The sequence below is a fragment of the Pantoea sp. Fr-CA_6 genome (genome assembly GCF_024520895.1).
Classification (GTDB): domain Bacteria; phylum Pseudomonadota; class Gammaproteobacteria; order Enterobacterales; family Enterobacteriaceae; genus Pantoea; species Pantoea agglomerans.
Genome location: NZ_JALNPO010000007.1, coordinates 1 through 21100 on the forward strand (window position 1 = coordinate 1; position 21100 = coordinate 21100).

Genomic DNA, 21100 nt, shown 5'->3' on the forward strand with positions numbered 1-21100 from the left:
GTGGTGGGTGATGACGGGTTCGAACCGCCGACCCCCTCCTTGTAAGGGAGATGCTCTACCAACTGAGCTAATCACCCCCGCTGTGTGGAGTCGCATTATAGGGATAGTTGATTTTGAGTCAACGCTTTTTAAAACATAAATGTGCGTTCGGTTTATTTTTAAACACCCTGTCGCGCTTTTAGCCAATGTGCTGGTTTTACTGGCAGAAAAGCCCCTTTTCCCGGGCGGCAACCGGCGGGCATGCATTGAGGATTCACCGTCAGATGCTAGAATGTGCCCACTGTTTTTTCGCGTCTAACCTGTTTTTTGTCATCCAGACAGAGAACCCGCGCATCTAAGGCAATACTCAATGAAAATCAAAACACGCTTCGCGCCCAGCCCGACTGGCTATCTGCATGTAGGTGGCGCCCGTACCGCACTTTACTCCTGGCTCTTTGCCCGTCACAACCAGGGCGAGTTCGTGCTGCGCATTGAAGATACCGATCTGGAGCGCTCCACGCCGGAAGCTATCGAAGCCATCATGGATGGCATGAACTGGCTGAGCCTCGACTGGAATGAAGGCCCTTACTACCAGACAAAACGTTTTGATCGTTACAACGCGGTCATTGATGAAATGCTGGAAGCGGGTACAGCCTATAAATGCTACTGCTCTAAAGAACGTCTGGAAGCGCTGCGTGAAGAGCAGATGGCCAACAACGAAAAGCCGCGTTACGACGGCCGCTGCCGTGACAGCCATGAACATCATGCAGATGATGAGCCGTGCGTTGTGCGTTTCCGCAATCCGCAGGAAGGTTCGGTCATCTTTGACGACCAGATCCGTGGCCCGATTGAGTTCAGCAACCAGGAGCTGGATGATCTGATCATCCGCCGCACCGATGGTTCGCCAACCTACAACTTCTGCGTCGTCGTGGATGACTGGGATATGGGCATCACCCATGTGATTCGCGGTGAAGACCACATTAACAACACGCCACGTCAGATCAACATCCTCAAAGCAATTGGCGCGCAGGTTCCGGTGTATGCCCACGTCTCAATGATCCTGGGCGATGACGGCAAAAAGCTCTCCAAGCGTCATGGCGCGGTAGGGGTGATGCAGTATCGTGATGATGGCTACCTGCCAGAAGCGCTGCTCAACTACCTGGTTCGTCTGGGCTGGTCACATGGCGATCAGGAAATCTTCAGCGTGGCCGAAATGGCTGAGCTCTTTACCCTGGATGCGGTCAGTAAGTCTGCCAGTGCGTTCAACACTGAGAAACTGCAGTGGCTGAACCATCACTACATCAATACGCTGCCGCCAGAATATGTGGCGACACATCTGCAGTGGCATATTGAAGAGCAGAAAATTGATACCCGCACGGGCCCGGAACTGGCGAAGCTGGTTGGTCTATTAGGCGAGCGCTGCAAAACGCTGAAAGAGATGGCTGCATCCTGCCGCTACTTCTATGAAGACTTTGCAGAATTTGATGCCGATGCCGCGAAGAAACATCTTCGTCCGGTAGCTCGTCAGCCGCTGGAAGTGGTACGCGATAAGCTGGCCGCGATCGAAGAGTGGACGGCTGAAAACGTACATCAGGCTATTCAGAGCACCGCAGATGAGCTGGAAGTCGGGATGGGGAAAGTGGGCATGCCGCTGCGCGTGGCCGTAACCGGTGCCGGTCAGTCACCCGGACTGGATGTCACCGTGGAAGCGATAGGCCGCAGCCGCAGCGTTGCACGTATTGAGCAGGCGCTGGCCTTTATCAGTGAGCGGGAAGCGCAGGCTTAATAAACAGAACCGGAAGCTTCGCGCTTCCGGTTTTTACTCTTCAGTAATATCCAGACGCTGCAACATGCCTTTAATTCCTATCCGTAATATCAGCGCTGACAGCTGCTCCTGTTCAGCCTGACTCATTTGTGGAACCGCATTCACCAACAGTGCCGTCAGTGAATCTGCCGGAACCCTGTACATTGCGGCGGGTTCGTGCAGGCTACGCGTCGAATGGATAAATTTTTCTACGCGATCATCGACATGAATCAATCGCGCCTTGCCGCCCTGAATGCCGGGTCTGGGCAGGGTGGTCCAGTTTTCGCGCTTAATCCATTTGTTCACTGTCTGTCGGCTCAGGCCCGTCTCTGAGGCGAGTTCTTCGGGTGTTAACCATTCCTTTTTCATCATACCTTCCCTGATAAATACACCTTACTCTTCGCTGATTCCCAGTCGCTGCAAAACGCCCTTGATACCTTCGCGTAAGATTAGTGCAGTGAATTGATCCTGCTCGTCCTGAGTCATTTGCTGGACGGAACTTATTAATAACGCAGGTAATGAATTAGACGGAGTGCCATAAGTTGCCGTCGGCTCGTTAAGGTTACGGGTCGACTGAATAAAACTTTTCACGCGCTCATCAATGTGAATCAATCTGGCTTTACCGCCTTGCACACCGGGCTTCGGCGTGGTCGTCCAGTTTTCCCGCTTGATCCATTTATTCACCGTTTGCCGACTGTAACCCGTCTCTGCAGCCAGCTCTTCGGGGGTAAGCCATTCCTTTTTCACGATGCAGTCCCTGATTAATACATTAGCAGGACATATTACAGCAAAACGTAACGGGGGAAAGTAACTGAAGCTGAAATTGCCTTTTGTCTCTCGACAAAAGGCAAAACATCATTACTGAGGATTACTGGCGGGTTCAGCGGCAGGGCGGAATGCAAGGAAATAGGCCAGACCAACGAACACGGCACCACCCACGGCATTGCCTGAGAAGACGGCAATAAAATTAGGGAAGTACTCTGCCCAGCTCATCTGACCGGCAAAAATGGCGGCCGGAATAATAAACATGTTAGCGACAACGTGCTGGAAGCCAATGGCCACAAATGCCATCACCGGGAACCACATGCCGAAGATCTTGCCGACCACATCTTTACTGGCAAAGGCCAGCCATACCGCCAGGCAAACCAGCCAGTTACAGCCGATACCGGAAATAAAGGCGTGCAGGAAATCAGCGTGGACTTTTGCAGAAGCGATAGCAACGGTCTTCTTCAGGTAATCGCCCTCGGTCATACCCAGCATGTGACCAAAGAACCAGGCGACAGCCACGCTGCCGAGAAAGTTAGCCAGGGTAACCCAGAACCAGTTGCGCGCCACGCTCATAAAGCTGATGCGACGGGCGAACCAGGCCACCGGTAAGGTCATCATATTACCGGTCAGCAGTTCACCACCCGCCAGCACGGTCATGATGATCCCCACCGGGAAGACCGCGGCACCTAACAGGCCACCAAAAGAGCCCCATTCAGCGGGAAGGGTGTTGATCACGTGAAGATCCAGCAGGAAGCCGGTCGCAATAAATGCGCCCGCCATAAAGCCGAGAATCAGAAGGATGCTGACAGGTGCACGGCTTTTAGCCACGCCTGACTGGATCGCCAGTTGTGCGATTTCTTTAGGTGTATGCAGCGACATAGTATCTCAGTAGTTTTTTTATGATTAATGGGACGATAACGCCTGGTGGACGCGTGGTGCGCGGGAGAGGGTCCCGGGTACCACTAAATTAGCGGGCTAAGTTTTGCATGCGAAAAAGCCGAAGACAAGAAAATTCCTATAACATATTTAACCGTGAATTAACCTGACGGCAGACTGAATAACAGTTAAAAAACGGTCCTGTGTGAACAGACACGATTTTCCCCTGCAGCATGCTGCTGAAACTTCGCAGGTTGCCGCCTTTTTCAGCGATCAAACAGAGAATGTCATTTTGCCGTTGACACCCCGGAGGGGGTTTCATATTATGCCGTCCGTCGCTTAACGCGACAGTTTTTCGGTTCGGGGCTATAGCTCAGCTGGGAGAGCGCCTGCATGGCATGCAGGAGGTCAGCGGTTCGATCCCGCTTAGCTCCACCAAACTTCTTCCCAAAAGTTTGGCACTGAAAAACGATTCCAGATGTGGGGGTATAGCTCAGCTGGGAGAGCGCTTGCATGGCATGCAAGAGGTCAGCGGTTCGATCCCGCTTATCTCCACCATTTTCTGACACGCCGTTGTCAAAATCCTTTCTGATTAATCTCTTATTCGCCAGTTGCTGCGGATCCCAACGCTATTGCTTTGCCATTCACGCTGCTGCGCACGCTTAATTGCGTTATTAACCGGCATAACCTGTCATGACATCCGATGCTGTTTGCAGGACGTTGTGCCGCCTCTCGTGCACGATCTGAATGCAGATGTGACATGTGCAATGAAAGAGTTAACGCAGGAAAGTGGAATCAGCGGGAAGCAGAGCAAGGATAGAGCAGAAAGAGAAGGGCGAGACCTGCTCGCCCTTTGATGCTTAGAGTAGTGCGCAGAACCGTGCTTAGAACGCCAGAACCAGACCGGCGATAGCAGCGGAGAGCACGCTGACCAGCGTAGAGCCGTACAGCAGCTTCAGACCAAAGCGGGAAACCACGTTGCCCTGTTCTTCGTTCAGACCTTTAATCGCACCGGCCACGATGCCGATAGAAGAGAAGTTAGCGAACGAGACCAGGAACACGGACAGAATACCTTCTGAATGTGGCGACAGCTGACCCGCGATTTTCTGCAGATCCATCATGGCAACAAACTCATTCGACACCAGCTTGGTCGCCATAATACTGCCGACCTGCAACGCTTCGCCAGCAGGCACGCCCATCACCCAGGCAAACGGATAGAAGACAAAGCCGAGAACGCCCTGGAAGGAGATGCCGAAGATCAGATCAAACAGCGCATTCAGACCTGAAATCAGCGCGATAAAACCAATCAGCATGGCGGCAACGATAATCGCGACGCGGAAACCGGCCAGGATATACTCGCCCAGCATCTCAAAGAAGCTCTGGCCTTTGTGCAGATCCTGCAACTGCAGATCTTCTTCGTTCTCTACGCGATAAGGGTTGATCAGCGACAGCACGATAAAGGTGCTGAACATGTTGAGCACCAGCGCGGCGACCACATACTTCGGCTGCAGCATGGTCATGTAGGCGCCGACGATCGACATCGAGACGGTCGACATCGCGGTCGCGGCCATGGTGTACATGCGGCGCTGTGACATTTGGCCCAGGATATCTTTATAGGCGATGAAGTTTTCTGATTGTCCCAGTATCAGAGAACTCACGGCGTTGAAAGATTCCAGTTTTCCCATGCCATTCACTTTCGACAGTACGGTACCGATACCGCGAATCACCCATGGCAGGATACGGAAATGCTGCAGAATACCGATCAGCGCAGAGATAAAGACGATAGGGCACAATACGTTAAGGAAGAAGAAGGCCAGGCCTTTGTCGCTCATGTTGCCGAAGACGAAGTTGGTACCCTCAGCGGCATACTTCAGCAGATGGTCAAAGAAGCCCGCGAATCCTTTGACGAAACCGAGTCCCGCTTCTGAGTTCAGGAAGAACCAGGCGAGCACAATTTCAATCACCAGTAGCTGTATAATGTAGCGAATGCGAATGCTTTTACGATCGTGACTGACCAGCAAGGCGAGTATCCCGACCACCACCAGTGCTAAAAGAAATTGCAAAATATGGGACATGGTTGCTCCAAATTTGAGGAGGGTTGTATTTTGTTGCGTATTTTATGTAACGCGTTACTTAAAAACGAGATCTGAACCACAATATAAGTATTCGCTATCGTTATATTTTCCAGAAAAGTTCCAGAGATCACGTCCTGTTTACAAATACTTCACTTCAGATAACCACATAATTATTGTCTGAATTTTACACCGGGCGTAAAGTGACACTATTGCTCACATTTTTAGCAATCACATCCTTTACTGTAATGTATAGCAATGGCTATACTTTATAGCAGCATCTATTACACCGATAACAATAAACGAATTTCACTTGCACCTGCTAACCCCTAAGCTGCCGGGGCAGGCAAATGTTCAGACAGGGTACCGGATATGTTTGAAAGTCGTACCGCCGAGCGCGCCGCTCGCGGAGTCAGAAAAGTCAAACTCGCACTACTGGGGCCCGCTTTTATCGCCGCTATCGGCTATATCGATCCGGGCAACTTTGCGACCAACATTCAGGCGGGCGCTGCTTACGGCTACAAATTGCTGTGGGTGGTGGTATGGGCCAACATCATGGCCATGCTGATTCAGCTGATGTCAGCCAAGCTGGGTATCGCTACCGGCAAAAACCTCGCTGAACACATCCGCGATCGTTTTCCCCGGCCTGCCGTCTGGTTTTACTGGGTGCAGGCGGAAATTATCGCGATGGCCACTGACCTGGCGGAATTTATCGGTGCCGCGCTGGGGTTCAAACTGCTGCTCGGCATTTCATTGATGCAGGGCGCGGTGCTGACAGGCATCGCCACGTTCCTGATATTGATGTTACAGAGCCGGGGGCAAAAGCCGCTGGAGCTGGTGATTGGCGGACTTCTGCTGTTTGTGGCGGCGGCCTATATCGTCGAACTCTTTTTCTCCCAGCCCAGTGTCAAAGAGCTGGTGATCGGTATGGCGCTGCCCGCGTTACCAACGTCGGATGCTGTATTCCTGGCGGCGGGTGTGCTGGGTGCGACCATTATGCCGCACGTGATTTACCTGCACTCCGCGCTGACGCAGGGCAAAAGTGAGGACAGCAAAGGTCAGCGGTACTCCTCAACTAAACTGGATGTGGCGATTGCCATGACCATCGCCGGATTTGTTAACCTGGCAATGATGGCGACTGCCGCAGCGGCGTTTCACTTCAGCGGGCACAGTAAAATCGCTGAACTCGATCAGGCCTATCTGACGTTGCAACCGCTGTTAGGTCAGGCAGCGGCGACGGTGTTTGGTCTGAGCCTGGTGGCCGCCGGATTATCTTCAACGGTGGTCGGTACGCTGGCGGGGCAGGTGGTGATGCAGGGCTTTATCCACTTCCATATTCCCCTGTGGGTGCGCCGAACCGTCACCATGCTGCCCTCTTTTATTGTCATCTGGGCCGGCTGGGACCCGACAAGGGTTCTGGTAATGAGTCAGGTGCTGCTGAGTTTTGGTATTGCGCTGGCGTTGATTCCGCTGCTCTCCTTTACCGGCAACCGCGAGCTGATGGGCGATGATATGGTTAACTCGCGTCTGCTGCAGAATACCGGGCGACTGATCGTGCTGCTGGTGATTACGCTGAATCTTTACCTGCTGGTGGGTGAAGCGCTGGGGCTGTAGCGGTTATGGTAAACAAGAAAACGCCCGGCTATGCCGGGCATTTTCTTGTTGGCAACGTCTGGCCAGGTTCGCAGTGATACCGAGCCAGCGCAGGAAACACGGTCAGATCGGAAAGACGCAAAATCCGTCATCCATGACATGCTCGGCCCGCGCGATTACGCACCTCATCCTTGAGGTGCGCCCGTAGCCGGGCCAACGCGTTGCGTTGTTCAAAAACGCTCCCGGCGTTTTTGTCCATGTCGCGGGACGCTTTCCTCTTCTGACCGTGTTCCCTGCGCGTTGAGTTTATGCGTTGCGGCCAGAATCACACTGATTGAAGTCTTTGTGTTGTCTGAAACGCCCGGTTCTGCCGGGCGTTTTTATTAATGGCGATCGTGTCCGTGATGGTCTGGACCGCGATGGTCAGGACCACGACGGTCATGATGATCCCAGCCACGATCACGATCGCGACGATACTGATGTTCCCAGCGACGCTCACGGTCGCGCTCATGCCAGCGGCGTTCGCGCTCCCACTGCTGCTGACGACGCCACTCTTCGTGTCGCCACCAGCGGCGTTCGTTGTAAGAATAGCGGTCGTTCCACCAGCGCGGTTCACGCCAGCGACCACCATCCCAGTAATAGCCACGGCGATCGCGATCGCCAAGATTCAGGGTGACGCCGGGGGCCAGAGTAATAGAGGCACTGGAGGCCTGGGCTGTGTGGTGTGCCAGCGGCGACAACAGGGCCAGCAGGGCAGCAAAAATAAGGGCTCTTTTCATTTTCTTCTCCTCATCAACAGTCTGATGCTGTTGCGGCGCAGCGATTATGCCTGCGTATTGCTGTTGTTACCGCATCATTGTGTCGGAAGATTGTGAGGAAATTGGGGAGAGAAAGGGGTTTGAGACTATTCTGGCGCAGAAAACGCCCGGCCTCAGCCGGGCGCTAAAATCGTTACAGCAGCGCCGCGTCAATCGCAACTAACTCGCTGTCGCTGAACTGACGGCGAGCGAGCATCGCCACCGCGTCATCGATCTGGGCTGTTTTGCTGGCTCCGATCAGTACTGAAGTCACACGCTCATCGCGCAGCACCCACGCCAGCGCCATCTGCGCCAGCTTCTGTTCGCGCTGCTGCGCAATAGCATTAAGCTTGCGGACTTTCTCCATCTTCTCATCCGTCAGCTGGTTCTCATTCAGGAACTTGCTGCCGCTGGCCGCGCGCGAATCTTCAGGAATGCCCTGCAGATAGCGATCGGTGAGCACGCCGCCTGCCAGCGGAGAGAAGGCGATACAGCCGACGCCCGCATCGCCCAGCGTCTGAATCAATCCCTGCTCAGGTGTGCGTTCAAACATCGAATAGCGCGGCTGGTGAATCAGACAAGGGGTGCCGAGATCGCGCAGGATAGCTATCGCTTCGGCGGCGAGATCGGCCGGATAGTTAGAAAGGGCAGCGTAAAGCGCTTTGCCCTGGCGCACCACATGGTCCAGCGCGCGCATTGTCTCTTCCAGCGGGGTTTCCGGATCGGGACGGTGATGATAGAAAATATCCACATACTCCAGCCCCATTCGCTTCAGGCTCTGATCCAGACTGGCGACCAGATATTTACGCGAACCCCAATCCCCATAAGGCCCCTGCCACATGGTATAGCCCGCTTTAGTGGAGATGATCAGCTCATCACGATGGGCACGAAAATCTTCCCGCAGAATACGCCCGAAGTTCTCTTCTGCTGAGCCAGGGGGTGGACCGTAATTGTTGGCTAAGTCGAAGTGCGTGATGCCAAGGTCAAACGCATGACGCAGCAGCTCACGGCTGTTATCGACCCGGGTACTGTCACCAAAGTTATGCCACAGCCCCAGCGAAATGGCGGGCAGTTTGATTCCGCTGCGGCCGCTGCGGCGATATTCCATCTGTTGATAGCGATCGGGATGAGGGAAAAGGGACATTCAGCGCTCCTGGGTAAAAACGGGGATATGTGCCAAAAGTCTATCAGTGTATACGGTTACACTCAGTGACAGCGCGCTGCAATTCGCATTTTTACAGAATATTCCGCCAGCGTAACGTCGCCTTTCCAGCCATTGCGGCTGGCTAAAATAGCGGCACGCCTCGCTAATTTCATCCTCTGTCAGATACTTAACCCGACTCTTCCCTGAAAGGAATGCGCAATGTCCACGTTTACTGTTGGAGATTACCTGCTGACCCGTCTGCAGGAGATTGGTGTAAAGCATCTGTTTGGCGTGCCGGGCGACTATAACCTGCAATTTCTTGACCACGTCATCGCCCATCCGGCCATCAGCTGGGTAGGCTGCGCTAATGAGCTTAACGCAGCCTATGCGGCAGACGGTTATGCACGCTGCAACGGCGCGGGAGCGCTATTGACCACGTTTGGTGTGGGCGAGCTCAGCGCGATTAATGGCATTGCGGGCAGTTATGCCGAGTATCTGCCGGTGATCCATATCGTTGGCGCGCCTGCGACGCAGGCCCAGTTGCAGGGGGATTGTGTTCATCATTCGCTGGGCGATGGCGATTTCCAGCATTTTATTCGCATGGCCACAGAAGTCAGTGCGGCAACGGCACAGCTTACCGCCGACAACGCCACGGCTGAGATTGATCGGGTGATCGTCAGTGCGCTGCAGGCCCGCCGTCCCGGCTATTTGTCGCTGGCCGTCGACGTGGCGGCCATGGAGGTGCAGCCACCCGCGCAGCCCCTGAACAGTCATCAATCCTCTTCGCCCGCTGCGCGTCGCGCTTTCAGCGATGCGGCGGAACGTTTGCTGGCACCGGCGCAGCGGGTTTCACTGCTGGCCGATTTTCTTGCGCTGCGCTGGCAGCAGCAGTCCGCACTGGCCGCCCTGCGTGAACAGCGTACGATTCCCTGTGCCAGCCTGCTGATGGGCAAGGGGGTTCTGGATGAACAGCAGCCGGGTTACGTCGGTACCTATGCCGGTGAGGCCAGCGCAGGGCAGGTGTGCGAACAGATCGAGCAGGTGGATGTGGCGATCTGCGTCGGGGTGCGATTTACCGACACCATTACTGCAGGCTTCACACAGCAGTTTAACCCTGAGCGGCTGATTGATCTGCAGCCTTTCAGCGCCAGCGTGGGCGGTGAAAATTTTGCGCCACTGTCGATGGCGGAGGCGCTGAGCGAACTGCTGCCGCTGTTTAAACGCTATGGCCAGCAGTGGCAACCCGCCGCCGCACCGCCCGCCGCGCAGCCTGCAGAACCGGCGGCGGTGATCAGCCAGCAGGCGTTCTGGCAGGCGATGCAGGCATTCCTGCAACCCGGCGACCTTATTCTGGCCGAGCAGGGGACAGCCGCCTTTGGGGCCGCCGCGTTAAGATTGCCCTCGCAGGCGCAGCTGGTGGTTCAGCCATTATGGGGATCAATCGGCTATACTCTTCCGGCAGCGTTTGGCGCGCAGACTGCCGATCCTGATCGCCGGGTTATCCTGATCATCGGAGACGGTTCGGCGCAGCTGACAATTCAGGAACTGGGTTCGATGCTGCGTGACCAGCAGCGACTGATACTCTTTTTGCTGAATAATGAAGGCTATACCGTCGAACGGGCGATTCATGGCGCAACACAACGTTACAATGATATTGCCCAGTGGAACTGGACGGCCTTACCGCACGCCCTTAGCCTGCAGCGCCAGGCGCAGAGCTGGCGTATTAGTGAAACGGTGCAGTTAAAGGAAGTGATGGCGCGACTCTCAGAGCCGAAGTGGCTCTCTCTGGTTGAAGTCGTCATGCAGAAAGAGGATTTGCCGCCACTGCTACGAAAAGTCACCGCCTGCCTGAATCAACGCAACGGCGGCTAAGATTCAGATAGTTGCCGCTGTGCAGGGTGGACTATCGCGGTTAGGCTGTAGCACACCTGAGTAAGACGCTCACCAATCGCACCGGTGAGCGTTGTTGTTTTATGGGCAGAATTTTATAGTGTCCTCCAACTCTTAAGACCCCAAGCGGAGCAACAGAAGAATGACAACCTATGCCTTGGTCGGCGATGTCGGCGGTACTAACGCACGCCTCGCCCTGTGTGAGGTGGAAAGCGGCAGCATCACCCAGGCCAAAACATTCTCAACATCAGAATACGACAGCCTCGAAGCCGTCATCCGCCACTATCTTGATGAACAACAGCAGGACGTTAAAGATGGCTGTATTGCCATTGCCTGCCCGATTACCGATGACTGGGTTGAAATGACCAACCATGACTGGGCGTTTTCCACGCGCAAGCTCAAAGAGAACATCGGTTTTGAACACCTGGAAATCATTAACGACTTCACTGCGGTATCCATGGCGATCCCGATGCTGACCGCCGAAAACGTGATTCAGTTTGGCGGTACAGAGCCAGTCAAAGATAAGCCTATCGCGATTTATGGTGCCGGCACCGGATTAGGCGTCAGCCATCTGGTGCATGTGGACAAGCGCTGGGTCAGCCTGCCAGGTGAGGGCGGTCATGTCGACTTCGCTGCCAACAGCGAAGAAGAAGATCAGATCCTGGAAGTGCTGCGCGAAGAGCTGGGCCATGTTTCAGCGGAACGTGTGCTGTCAGGTGCCGGTCTGGTTAACCTCTATCGTGCGATTGTTAAAGTGGATAATCGCGTGCCGGAAAACCTGAAGCCGAAAGATGTCAGCCAGCGTGCGCTGGATGACAGCTGCACCGACTGCCGTCGCGCGCTGTCAATGTTCTGCGTCATCATGGGCCGTTTCGGCGGCAACCTGGCGCTGAATCTTGGCACCTTTGGTGGTGTCTATATTGCCGGTGGCATCGTGCCACGCTTCCTGGAGTTCTTTAAGTCGTCGGGTTTCCGCGCGGCGTTTGAAGATAAAGGCCGCTTCCGCGACTATGTTGCCAGCATCCCGGTTTATATGATTACGCACGACCAGCCTGGCCTGCTGGGCGCGGGCGCGCATCTGCGCCAGACGCTGGGTCGCGAAATCTGATTCTGTTTTACCTCGCGCGCGTACTGCCATTCTGCGCGCGAGCGATTTTCCCGATCGGCCTGCTTTAGCGGGGCAGGATCGGGAAATCCCCCCGAACTTTTTGCTGCTCTCCTGCTTCGCCACACCTCTTTCTGAACAGGTCTTAAACCCTCCTGCGCTACAGGCGCATCAGCTGTCGAAACTGCTTCACCTTACTGCGGCTGACCGGCACCTGAAACTCCAGATCGCGCAGCTTCAGCAGATAGGTGTTGTTAAACCACGGCTCGATTTCACGAATCTTGCTGAGGCTGACGCAGAAAGAGCGGTGGCAGCGGAAAAATTGCTGTTCCGGCAGGCGTGAACAGAACTCGGTAATATTCATCGACATCACGTAGGATTCGCGCCGGGTATAAACAAACGTCAGCTTCTCATGCGCCTCAACGTAGTAAATATCATTCACGTCAGTGACGATAATGCGCTCATCTTTGATCAGGTTGACCGTCTGCGGCGCGGGCGTGGCAGTGAGATGGCTGACTGCCTGCTGCGCCTGCGCTGTGGCTTCGAGCTTGTTCAGCATGGTGACAATCCGCGACTCCTGATAGGGCTTGAGAATGTAGTCAAACGCCTCCAGCTCAAACGCTTCCACCGCATGCTCTTTCCACGCGGTAATAAAGACAATCAGTGGCTTGTGGGCAAACTGATGGATATTCTGTGCCAGCAGCATGCCATCCAGTGAGGGGATGTTGATATCGAGGAAAATCACATCAACCCGATGCTGTTGCAGATACTTCAGCACGTCCAGACCATCGTCAAAACAGGCTTCGATCTCGATTTTGCTGTGATGCTGAATCATCCAGCTCAGCTCCTGCTGCGCCAGGAATTCATCTTCCACAATAATGGCTTTCATAACAGATTCTCCGCCAGGCGCTGGCCATTCTTACTCAGCGTAAAGGAAATCTCGGTGCCCGGCTGATGCCGCACGATATTCAATCCCTGACCCGACAAAAGTTTTACCCGATGATGCACATTGAGCAGGCCGATTTTATTACCGGGCATCTCGTTGCGTGCCACCCGTGCTATCACTTCGTCACTGATGCCCTGGCCGGTATCCCGCACCGAGATCCGCACCTGATCGCCCAGATCCCGGACGCTCAGCGTCACCACGCCTTTGCCTTTACAGGGCTGGATGCCATGGACAATGGCATTCTCCACCAGAGGCTGGATCAGCAGACTCGGCAGCAGAAAATGGAGATCCTCATCGACGTCATAGATCATCGTCAGCTTATCGCCAAACCGGGCCTGCTCGATGGCGATATAATCTTTCACCTGCCACAGCTCTTTACGGATGTCGATTAGCTCATCGTCGTTCAGTTCCAGGTTGTAGCGCAGATAGCGTGACAGGTTGATCACCAGCTGGCGGGCGGTATCGGGATTGAGCCGGATAGAAGAGGAGATAGCATTCAGGGCGTTGAACAGGAAATGAGGATTTATTTTACTTTGCAGCGCACGCAGTTCCGCTTTATTAGCCATCTCGCGCAACTGCTCGGCACGCGATACTTCAAGCTGGGTTGAAATGATTTGTGACAGGCCGATCGCCATCTCCTTCAGCGAGCCGGTAATACGGTGTGCGCGGCGATAGTAGATTTTCAGCGTGCCGGTGACTTTGCCTTTCTCCCACAGCGGGATCACAATCATGGAGTGAATATCTTTGGTGCGATGCGCTTCATCGTTGTTCTTAATGATAATTTTACCGCTGGCGATCGACTGCGCCGTGGTGGGGCTGATGCCATCATCCCCATGTTTATAATTATGTTCGCCATAGCCGACGTAGGCCAGAATCTGTTTTTTATCGGTCATCGCCACCGCATCGGCTTTGATCTCCCGTCGGATAATGTCACAGATGTTGCGCAGCGAGTCGCTGTTCACCTGACGGAACAGCGGCAGGGTTTTATTGGCGATCTCCAGCGCCAGCTTGGCCTGGCGGGCGGCAATCGCCTCTTTTTCCCCCTCGACGCTCTGCACCAGCAGTACAATGATGCCGATACTGGAGGCACCGAGGATCATCGGCAGGGCAATTTCCGACACAATCGCCAGCCCGAGTGAGGTGGGGCGCGCCCACACAACAATCAACAACATCGTCAGGGCTTCACAGAGCATGCCGCCGACGATACCGGCACGCCAGCGATGCTCTTTCAGTACCCGGCGATTAATACCGCCCGCGACGATACCGGCAATGATGCTGGTAATCAGGCAGGGCACGGAGGTCACGCCGTGAATATCGATCAGAAAACGGTGCAGACCGGCGATAACCCCGGTGGCGATCCCGACCCAGGGACCAAACAGAATGCCACCCGCCATCACGGCGATGACCCGCACATTCAGCAGTGAACCATCGACATCGACACCCGACCAGGTACTGAACAGCGCAAACAGGGAAAAGATGGCAGTAACCGCCACTTTCTCCGCACGGGTGTGTTCATCTTTTTGCAGCAGCTGACGAAACGGGCGGGTGCGTGTCAGGAAGAACAGGCAGATCAGCATCAGGGCGGCGCGGTCAAATACTGCCAGTAACATCGTGAAGTGGGAGGACACAGGCGACTCGTCGGCAATGGAAAGTGCCTCTATGATAAAAAATGTGATCGCGAACCGCTAGCGTCCCGATCAATCACGGTGGGAGTTAGTGCTTCAGATCAATTTTTACGGCATATGGGCAAAAAGAGGAAAGGTTGAGTGCATTAAAGGGGAACAGTTTTTTCGACCTGCAGAGGCTGGTCGCTAAGGTGCCGTTTTGCTATGTTGCGCGATGAGGTGCGCCAGTGACCGCTGGAAAACCGCGCCCATCGGGAGCAGCAGATGCAACTTGTCACCGCCAGATTAACCCTGAGTAAATTACAGCCAGAAGACTGGCAACTGTTTCGTGCCGTCCATGAAGATCGCAACACCATGACCTGGGTGAGCGAAATCCCCGATGAAGCGGATATCCGCCAGCGCTTCACCGAGCGTCTGGCCCCCTGGCAGGCGAGCAGTTTTCATATGCTCTGCCTGGTTGCGCGACGTCGTGACAACGGTGAGCCGATTGGCCTGTTTGGCTGCAGCCCCGAATGGGAGCCATACCGTCAGGCGGAGGTGGGCTATATGCTGCTGCATCGCCACTGTGGGCAGGGATATGGCAGCGAAGCCCTGGCGGCGCTGTGTCAGTTTTTGCTTGAAGCCGATTTCCACAAACTCAAAGCGATGGTGATTGAAGGGAACTGGGCGTCACGCCGTATTCTGGAGAAAAACGGCTTTCAGCTGGAGGGCACGCTACGGGATAATTATCTGCTGAACGGCTGCTGGGTGAACGATTGGCTGCTGGGGCGGCTGAATCCGCAAAAATAAAAATATTTTCCGCCACCCTCGACAAAATGATCCTCGCCACGTTATGTTCGTAACGGGTCACCACAGTGACCCGCGTCGCTCGGACGGTCCGGGCGCTTACGTAATCCAGAGGACATCATGGCTGATAACAGCACACCCCGTCGTTTCTCGCGTATCGAACGTTTACCCCCTTACGTTTTCAACATCACCGCTGAACTGAAGATGGCTGCGCGTCGGCGCGGCGAAGATATCATCGACTTTTCAATGGGCAACCCGGATGGTCCGACTCCGCCACACATCGTCGAAAAGTTATGCCAGGTGGCGCAGCGTGACGATACCCACGGTTATTCCACTTCTCGCGGTATTCCGCGCCTGCGCCGGGCGATCTCGCGCTGGTACGCCGATCGCTATCAGGTTGAGATCGATCCTGAATCAGAGGCGATTGTTACCATCGGTTCCAAAGAGGGGCTGGCGCACCTGATGCTGGCGACGCTGGATCACGGTGATACCGTGCTGGTGCCCAATCCCAGCTATCCGATCCATATCTACGGTGCGGTGATTGCCGGGGCGCAGGTACGCTCGGTGCCGCTGGTGGCGGGTGTCGACTTCTTCAATGAGCTGGAACGCGCCATTCGCGAGAGCTATCCCAAGCCAAAAATGATGATTCTTGGCTTCCCGTCCAACCCTACCGCACAGTGTGTGGAGCTCGACTTTTTCGAACGGGTGATTGCGCTGGCGAAGCAGTACAACGTGCTGGTGATCCACGATCTGGCCTATGCCGACATCGTCTACGATGGCTGGAAAGCGCCATCGATTATGCAGGTGCCGGGCGCGCGTGATGTCGCCGTCGAATTCTTTACCCTGTCAAAAAGCTACAACATGGCGGGCTGGCGTATCGGTTTCATGGTGGGCAACAAAGAGCTGGTCGCCGCGCTGGCGCGAATCAAAAGTTATCATGACTACGGCACCTTTACGCCACTGCAGGTGGCGGCGATTGCGGCGCTGGAAGGGGATCAACAGTGCGTACGCGACATCGCAGAGCAGTACAAACGCCGCCGTGATGTGCTGGTCAAAGGATTGCATGAAGCGGGCTGGATGGTGGATAACCCGAAAGCCTCAATGTATGTCTGGGCAAAAATACCGGACCATTACGCACATCTTGGGTCGCTGGAGTTCGCTAAGAAACTGCTGCAGGAGGCGAAAGTCTGTGTCTCGCCCGGTATCGGGTTTGGCGACTATGGCGACACGCACGTACGTTTTGCGCTGATAGAGAATAGCGATCGTATTCGTCAGGCGGTACGGGGAATTAAAGCGATGTTTCGTGCCGATGGCATATTGCCAGGCAGCATAAAAATGGAAGAAGAACGCTGACAGCCAGCAGGGGCGACTCAAGGGTCGCCCCGTGGCGGCACTGTCACGCCATTACTTCAGCAGCAGAACAAAGGTTCCGAACCAAAGTAACGCGAAAAAAGATATTCCCATCAAGGCATATTTCACAAAGCAACTCCTCTGAGCGGTTACGATGATGGCGATCCCAAACCAGTGCAACGCGAACAGATGTGGAAAAGAGATCGCCATTTACAGTCATGGTCTGCTCTCTTCCGGGTTGATCTGAATAACTCAGAACAGGATCGAGCGCTAATTTACGCGTAATCCTCCCCAAATGAAATAGGTCCGTTCTGAGATATTGCTCACAATTTTACGGCACTTCGATTTCAGGGATCACCGACATGCCTACACGTAACTGAGCCAGATGCTGTTGGTCGCCATCCAGCACAATTTTCACCGGCAGACGCTGAACGACTTTAGTGTAGTTGCCGGTGGCGTTATCGGGAGAGATCGCCGAAAAAGTTGCGCCGGTGGCCGGTGCGATGCTGTCCACATGACCGGTAAAGGTCTCGCCCGGCAGGGCGTCCACCCGGATCCGCACCCGCTGGCCGGGACGCACATCGCTTAACTGCGTCTCAAGATAGTTAGCGGTAATGTAGGTTTGCTGCAGTGGCACCACCGCCAGCAGACGGGTGCCGGCTGATACGTACGCGCCGGTCCGCACCGAGCGCTGACCCACCATGCCGTCAACGGGCGCAGTAATGCGCGTGTAGGAGAGATTCAGCCTGGCCTGATCGACGCTGGCCTTCGCCGCTGCAACGTCCGCTTCTGCTGAACGCACCGCCGCCTGTAGCACTCCCACCTGTTTTACTGCTGATGCCAGCGCGGCCTGACTCTGATGCACGGCTGCCAGCGCCGAGCGCTGGTTTGAGCTGGCTTTCTGCTGATCGTCGGCTGCCACGGTACCGCTTTTATAGAGGCGGTTATAACGATCGGCGCTCTGACCGGCATACTGCGCAGAGGCTTCGCTGGCCGCCACGCTGGCTTTCTGCTGATCAATCACCGACTGCTGCTGCTCCAGCTGTGCCTGGCTGCTCAGCAGTTTCGCCTGGCTCACCTGCAGGTCAGCCTCCGCACTTTCCAGCGCCACACGATAGTCACGATCGTCCAGCGTCGCCAGCAGCTGACCCGCTTTGACCTGCTGATTATCCTGCACCTGCACGTGGCTGATGTAGCCCGAGACTTTCGGTGCCACCAGGGTGTAGTCCGCATTGACGTAAGCGTCGTTGGTGCGGTGATCGTTGCCGGTCATCAGTGACCAGACCACAAAAGCGATGGCCAGTAACACCAGCAGCAACAGACTCAGCAGCAGGGTTCTTTTCATTTCGAAAGCACGCATATTCAGTTATTCCGGGAAGGGTTTTGAATCAAAGTTTGAGGCGGCCACACCCGTTTTGGCAGGATGGCGGTAAGCAATAACAGGCAGGCGGCAAAGCCGGTCAGCATCAGCCAGCTGTCGCTCAGGCCGAGGATCGTGGCCTGATGCCTGACCAGGGTGGCGAATCCGCTGAGATTATCGGCGGCGCTGATGCTGCCATCCGGCAACAGCGGCAAGCTGCTGCTGGCCTGACTGGCCGTCGGCGCTGTCATCAGCCAGCTGCGACTGGCCGCCTGATTAATCAGCACACTGGAGTGAAACTGCTCACGATGCGAAAGGAAAACCTCAACCAGCGTAGAGGCAGCGATGCTGGAAAAGCCGCGCACCGTATTAAACATTGCCGAGGCAAACGGGCCTTCTGGCGGGGCCACAACGCTGGTGGCGCTCATCAGTATCGGCAAAATGATCATCGGTTGTCCGAACGCCTGCAGGATCTGCAGCAGCCAGAAATTCTGTCTTGCCCAGTCACTGGTGATCTGTGTGCCCAGCAGACAGGAGGTCACCAGCAAGCCGACGCCCGCCGTCAGCATCCAGCGGCAGTCGATCCAGCGGATATTCAGCAGGGCTGCAATCAGCGGTGCGATCAGCAGTTGCGGCAGGCCCACCGCCAGCGCCAGCGGGGCAAACTCAAGGGTGCGAAAGCCGCTGACCTGAGCAAAATAGGCCGAAGGCAGCGCGGAGCCAGAAAGCCCAAGGATGAGCACGCAGGCCAGGCCCAGCAAGCCATGCGCCAGATTTGGCCGTCGGAGCATCTGCAATTTAAACAGCGGCAGCGGGTGAAACCACTCATTAATCAGGAAAACCAGCAGCAGCGGCAGCGCGGTGAGCAACATACCGGTAATCAGTGGCGAGTTCAGCCAGTCGAGGCGCTCACCCTGGGTCAGCACCAGAATCAGAAGCGCAACACCACTGCAGCCGGTCACCATGCCGAACAGATCGATCTGCTGAAAACGTTCCGGCCGCAGCGGATCCTGGGGCAATCCCCATCCTGTCAGCAGCATAGCGATCAGCATCAACGGCACGACCTGCCAGAACACCATCATCCAGCTGACGTGATCGGTCCACAACGAGGCCAGCGAGGCCGCCATATTGGGGCCAAACGTCGCGGTGAGGGCATAGCCCGCCAGGCCAAAAAGTTTAAAGGGCGGCGGCAGAAAGCGCAGGGCGACTGTCATCAGCATTGGCGGTAAGGCGCCGCCAAACAGGCCCTGCAATACGCGCAGGCTGATAAACAGCGTCGGATCCCGCACCAGCGGCAGCAGAATGCCGGTCAGCATAAATCCCGCCGACACGCCTAACGTAAAACGCCGCAGCGACAGGGTGACGGCAAACCAGGGCGCAATCATCATGGCGGCCACTTCTGCCGCCTGATAGCCAGAGATAATCCAGCTACCCTGATCGTAACTGATGCCGATCGCGGCACGGATATCGGCCAGCGCGATATCACTGACGCGATCGTTCAGCCCGGAGGTCAGGGCGGCGATGAGCACGCCGACTAATCCCAGTGCCAGTCGCAGTGTAAAAGGATGAGGGGCCGGCGCGGCGGCAGGCTTAGCGTTCATTGCAGGCGATCTCGTTATTATGATGCAGTGTACTGCGATGTGATACAGGTCGTAATATTACATCCCGGTATACTGTATTGCAATGTGGTACAGGCTGTAAAAAGTGCGGCATTCGCGCTACAGTAAGGCAGCTCAAACAGGACGACGCTATGGCACATCAACCCTCCAGCCGCGAGGATGAAAAAACGGGCGGTATACAGGTCATCGCCCGTGCGGCAAAAATACTTAATGCGCTTGGTGAACAGCCCGGCGGCATGAGCCTCGGTGAGATCGCTCAGGCGGTCGAACTGCCGCGCTCAACGGTGCAGCGTATTGTTGCCGCGCTCGACAGCGCAGAACTGGTGCGCAGCAGCGGGGCGGGCGGACTGCGTCTGGGGCCGGCGCTGTTAAAACTGATCTCCAGCGTACATACCGATGTGGTTGATCTGGTCAGTCCGCTGCTGGAAAAACTCTCTTCCGACACCAATGAAACCGTCTCACTGGCGCGCGCCAGCGGCAGTCAGCTGGCGATAATTCACCACGTGGTGGCGTCGCGTGAGCTTCGGGTGGTTCCGCATATGGGGCTCAATCTGCCGCTCTACAGCACCTCCGGTGGACGGGCGTTGCTGGCGCTGGAGTGTGAAAAAGATGTACGGACGATCGTTGGCGACGCCTGGCAGGAGTTAACCGATATGACGGTGAAAACGCTGCCTCAGTTGCTGCAACTTATCAGGGAAGTGCGCGAAACCGGTATCGCCGTGGATCGCGGTGAAACGCTGGAAGGTATCTCTACCATGGCGTTTGCGCTGGATACGCTGTTTGGTCGCTTTTCTGTCTCTTTGCTGGTGCCTTCTGCACGTTTTCTGCGACACGAAGCCCGTTTTCGTGACGAGATGCTGAAGTGTAAAGAGGCACTGGTGCGTGAAATCGGCAAAGTCGCCGCGATAGAAGGATAAGCATTCGATGAAAACCCTGCTGATGGCCATTGATCACTCTCCGGTAGCGGAAAAAGTGGTCGCCTTAACCATTGAAGAAGCGCTGGCGCATCGCGCCGATGTGGTCGTGCTGTGCTGCGTCGATCCCGCTTACTCCTCCTGTAATCAGCCAATGGAAATCGATGCGGGTGAAGATCCGGCCGATTTTGTGGCCGCGCAGGATGAGCAGAATACGGCAGAAATGGTGGTGCGCCATGCACTGGCTCCGTTACTGCGCGCGGGCATTAATGCGCGGGGCATGATTCTGGCGGGTGACGCGGCAGATACTATCGTTGCCCAGTCGCAACAGCTCAAGGCCAGCATGATTATCATGGGACGTCGCCATCTCTCCTCTTTGAATCGGCTGTTAAAAGGCTCGGTCAGCGCATCGGTTATTGAGCGCGCTCACTGTCCTGTGCTGATCGATGTGCGTAAGGATTAATCCCGCCGC

19 protein-coding genes and 3 tRNA genes are annotated in these 21100 nt (G+C 55.5%); 10 read left to right on the forward strand and 12 right to left on the reverse strand.

What is annotated here, in order from left to right:
• Window position 1 precedes the first annotated feature (1 nt).
• A tRNA-Val gene (locus NR201_RS13775) sits at window positions 2–77 on the reverse strand.
• Between the two features lie 272 nt (window positions 78–349).
• Here NR201_RS13775 and gltX point away from each other — a divergent pair.
• On the forward strand, window positions 350–1765 hold the full coding sequence (gene gltX, locus NR201_RS13780; protein ID WP_010257834.1) for a glutamate--tRNA ligase: 1416 nt from the start codon (window positions 350–352) through the stop codon (window positions 1763–1765).
• Between the two features lie 33 nt (window positions 1766–1798).
• Here gltX and NR201_RS13785 read toward each other — a convergent pair whose 3' ends face one another.
• The 3 genes from NR201_RS13785 to NR201_RS13795 all read right to left on the reverse strand — a co-directional run bounded on the left by NR201_RS13785 (window position 1799) and on the right by NR201_RS13795 (window position 3430).
• A complete protein-coding gene (locus NR201_RS13785) occupies window positions 1799–2152 on the reverse strand; it encodes a YfeC-like transcriptional regulator (RefSeq protein ID WP_010257835.1) in 354 nt (117 codons plus the stop codon).
• Window positions 2153–2176: 24 nt separating this feature from the next.
• Window positions 2177–2530, reverse strand: coding sequence for a YfeC-like transcriptional regulator (locus NR201_RS13790; RefSeq protein WP_010257838.1), 354 nt, complete (start codon window positions 2528–2530; stop codon window positions 2177–2179).
• A gap of 111 nt (window positions 2531–2641) precedes the next feature.
• Entirely contained in the window at window positions 2642–3430 is a 789-nt protein-coding gene (locus NR201_RS13795; protein ID WP_010257841.1) for a formate/nitrite transporter family protein, read from the reverse strand.
• Between the two features lie 359 nt (window positions 3431–3789).
• Here NR201_RS13795 and NR201_RS13800 point away from each other — a divergent pair.
• Window positions 3790–3865, forward strand: a tRNA-Ala gene (locus NR201_RS13800).
• 44 nt (window positions 3866–3909) lie between these two features.
• A tRNA-Ala gene (locus NR201_RS13805) sits at window positions 3910–3985 on the forward strand.
• A 326-nt stretch (window positions 3986–4311) separates the two neighbouring features.
• Here NR201_RS13805 and NR201_RS13810 read toward each other — a convergent pair.
• The gene (locus NR201_RS13810; RefSeq protein WP_010671371.1) at window positions 4312–5502 is read right to left on the reverse strand and encodes a NupC/NupG family nucleoside CNT transporter; all 1191 of its coding nucleotides are present in this window, start codon (window positions 5500–5502) and stop codon (window positions 4312–4314) included.
• 369 nt (window positions 5503–5871) lie between these two features.
• On the opposite strand from NR201_RS13810, the gene NR201_RS13815 reads away from it, so the two are divergent.
• The gene (locus NR201_RS13815; protein WP_256849863.1) at window positions 5872–7113 is read left to right on the forward strand and encodes an Nramp family divalent metal transporter; all 1242 of its coding nucleotides are present in this window, start codon (window positions 5872–5874) and stop codon (window positions 7111–7113) included.
• A 362-nt stretch (window positions 7114–7475) separates the two neighbouring features.
• Here NR201_RS13815 and NR201_RS13820 read toward each other — a convergent pair whose 3' ends face one another.
• Window positions 7476–7871: a DUF2502 domain-containing protein gene (locus tag NR201_RS13820; RefSeq protein WP_010257849.1), complete on the reverse strand. Its 396-nt coding sequence runs from the start codon at window positions 7869–7871 to the stop codon at window positions 7476–7478.
• Between the two features lie 172 nt (window positions 7872–8043).
• Window positions 8044–9033 (reverse strand): L-glyceraldehyde 3-phosphate reductase, encoded by a 990-nt coding sequence (gene mgrA / locus NR201_RS13825; protein ID WP_256849864.1) that lies wholly within the window; start codon window positions 9031–9033, stop codon window positions 8044–8046.
• Window positions 9034–9252: 219 nt separating this feature from the next.
• Here mgrA and ipdC point away from each other — a divergent pair, with 219 nt between their 5' ends.
• Window positions 9253–10905: an indolepyruvate decarboxylase gene (ipdC, locus tag NR201_RS13830; protein WP_256849865.1), complete on the forward strand. Its 1653-nt coding sequence runs from the start codon at window positions 9253–9255 to the stop codon at window positions 10903–10905.
• Window positions 10906–11065: 160 nt separating this feature from the next.
• Complete coding sequence (gene glk / locus NR201_RS13835) at window positions 11066–12031, forward strand: glucokinase (protein ID WP_010257856.1); 966 nt, start codon at window positions 11066–11068, stop codon at window positions 12029–12031.
• Between the two features lie 157 nt (window positions 12032–12188).
• On the opposite strand, the gene NR201_RS13840 is transcribed toward glk, so the two are convergent.
• Together NR201_RS13840 and NR201_RS13845 are read right to left on the reverse strand one after the other, a co-directional pair.
• Entirely contained in the window at window positions 12189–12917 is a 729-nt protein-coding gene (locus tag NR201_RS13840) for a LytTR family DNA-binding domain-containing protein (RefSeq protein WP_031590540.1), read from the reverse strand.
• Window positions 12914–14584, reverse strand: a complete 1671-nt coding sequence (locus NR201_RS13845) for a sensor histidine kinase (RefSeq protein WP_010257859.1) — start codon at window positions 14582–14584, stop codon at window positions 12914–12916. Before NR201_RS13845 ends, NR201_RS13840 begins: the two co-directional genes overlap by 4 nt.
• A 279-nt stretch (window positions 14585–14863) precedes the next feature.
• Between NR201_RS13845 and NR201_RS13850 the strand changes: the two genes are divergently transcribed.
• Both NR201_RS13850 and alaC read left to right on the forward strand, forming a co-directional pair.
• Window positions 14864–15388, forward strand: coding sequence for a GNAT family N-acetyltransferase (locus NR201_RS13850; protein WP_010671373.1), 525 nt, complete (start codon window positions 14864–14866; stop codon window positions 15386–15388).
• Between the two features lie 117 nt (window positions 15389–15505).
• Complete coding sequence (gene alaC, locus NR201_RS13855) at window positions 15506–16738, forward strand: alanine transaminase (RefSeq protein ID WP_033744233.1); 1233 nt, start codon at window positions 15506–15508, stop codon at window positions 16736–16738.
• Between the two features lie 51 nt (window positions 16739–16789).
• Here the strand turns inward: alaC and ypdK are convergent, their stop codons facing one another.
• The 3 genes from ypdK to NR201_RS13870 all read right to left on the reverse strand — a co-directional run bounded on the left by ypdK (window position 16790) and on the right by NR201_RS13870 (window position 19696).
• Window positions 16790–16864: a membrane protein YpdK gene (gene ypdK / locus NR201_RS22740; RefSeq protein WP_099257831.1), complete on the reverse strand. Its 75-nt coding sequence runs from the start codon at window positions 16862–16864 to the stop codon at window positions 16790–16792.
• A gap of 202 nt (window positions 16865–17066) precedes the next feature.
• Window positions 17067–18095 (reverse strand): HlyD family secretion protein, encoded by a 1029-nt coding sequence (locus NR201_RS13865; protein ID WP_256849866.1) that lies wholly within the window; start codon window positions 18093–18095, stop codon window positions 17067–17069.
• A gap of 2 nt (window positions 18096–18097) precedes the next feature.
• Entirely contained in the window at window positions 18098–19696 is a 1599-nt protein-coding gene (locus tag NR201_RS13870; RefSeq protein ID WP_033778697.1) for an MFS transporter, read from the reverse strand.
• A gap of 149 nt (window positions 19697–19845) precedes the next feature.
• On the opposite strand from NR201_RS13870, the gene NR201_RS13875 reads away from it, so the two are divergent.
• Both NR201_RS13875 and NR201_RS13880 read left to right on the forward strand, forming a co-directional pair.
• Window positions 19846–20631, forward strand: a complete 786-nt coding sequence (locus NR201_RS13875; RefSeq protein WP_010257875.1) for an IclR family transcriptional regulator — start codon at window positions 19846–19848, stop codon at window positions 20629–20631.
• Window positions 20632–20638: 7 nt separating this feature from the next.
• Complete coding sequence (locus NR201_RS13880; RefSeq protein ID WP_033769738.1) at window positions 20639–21091, forward strand: universal stress protein; 453 nt, start codon at window positions 20639–20641, stop codon at window positions 21089–21091.
• The last annotated feature ends 9 nt before the right edge of the window (window positions 21092–21100 follow it).

Bases quoted from the DNA above. Each gene is read 5' to 3' on its own strand.
- alaC (WP_033744233.1), top strand. From the start codon at position 15,506: ATGGCTGATAACAGCACACCCCGTCGTTTCTCGCGTATCGAACGTTTA.
- NR201_RS13785 (WP_010257835.1), bottom strand. From the start codon at position 2,152: ATGAAAAAGGAATGGTTAACACCCGAAGAACTCGCCTCAGAGACGGGC.
- NR201_RS13795 (WP_010257841.1), bottom strand. From the start codon at position 3,430: ATGTCGCTGCATACACCTAAAGAAATCGCACAACTGGCGATCCAGTCA.
- NR201_RS13840 (WP_031590540.1), bottom strand. From the start codon at position 12,917: ATGAAAGCCATTATTGTGGAAGATGAATTCCTGGCGCAGCAGGAGCTG.
- NR201_RS13845 (WP_010257859.1), bottom strand. From the start codon at position 14,584: ATGTTACTGGCAGTATTTGACCGCGCCGCCCTGATGCTGATCTGCCTG.
- NR201_RS13820 (WP_010257849.1), bottom strand. From the start codon at position 7,871: ATGAAAAGAGCCCTTATTTTTGCTGCCCTGCTGGCCCTGTTGTCGCCG.
- mgrA (WP_256849864.1), bottom strand. From the start codon at position 9,033: ATGTCCCTTTTCCCTCATCCCGATCGCTATCAACAGATGGAATATCGC.
- glk (WP_010257856.1), top strand. From the start codon at position 11,066: ATGACAACCTATGCCTTGGTCGGCGATGTCGGCGGTACTAACGCACGC.
- NR201_RS13850 (WP_010671373.1), top strand. From the start codon at position 14,864: ATGCAACTTGTCACCGCCAGATTAACCCTGAGTAAATTACAGCCAGAA.
- NR201_RS13865 (WP_256849866.1), bottom strand. From the start codon at position 18,095: ATGCGTGCTTTCGAAATGAAAAGAACCCTGCTGCTGAGTCTGTTGCTG.
- NR201_RS13810 (WP_010671371.1), bottom strand. From the start codon at position 5,502: ATGTCCCATATTTTGCAATTTCTTTTAGCACTGGTGGTGGTCGGGATA.
- NR201_RS13870 (WP_033778697.1), bottom strand. From the start codon at position 19,696: ATGAACGCTAAGCCTGCCGCCGCGCCGGCCCCTCATCCTTTTACACTG.
- NR201_RS13875 (WP_010257875.1), top strand. From the start codon at position 19,846: ATGGCACATCAACCCTCCAGCCGCGAGGATGAAAAAACGGGCGGTATA.
- NR201_RS13815 (WP_256849863.1), top strand. From the start codon at position 5,872: ATGTTTGAAAGTCGTACCGCCGAGCGCGCCGCTCGCGGAGTCAGAAAA.
- gltX (WP_010257834.1), top strand. From the start codon at position 350: ATGAAAATCAAAACACGCTTCGCGCCCAGCCCGACTGGCTATCTGCAT.
- ipdC (WP_256849865.1), top strand. From the start codon at position 9,253: ATGTCCACGTTTACTGTTGGAGATTACCTGCTGACCCGTCTGCAGGAG.
- NR201_RS13880 (WP_033769738.1), top strand. From the start codon at position 20,639: ATGAAAACCCTGCTGATGGCCATTGATCACTCTCCGGTAGCGGAAAAA.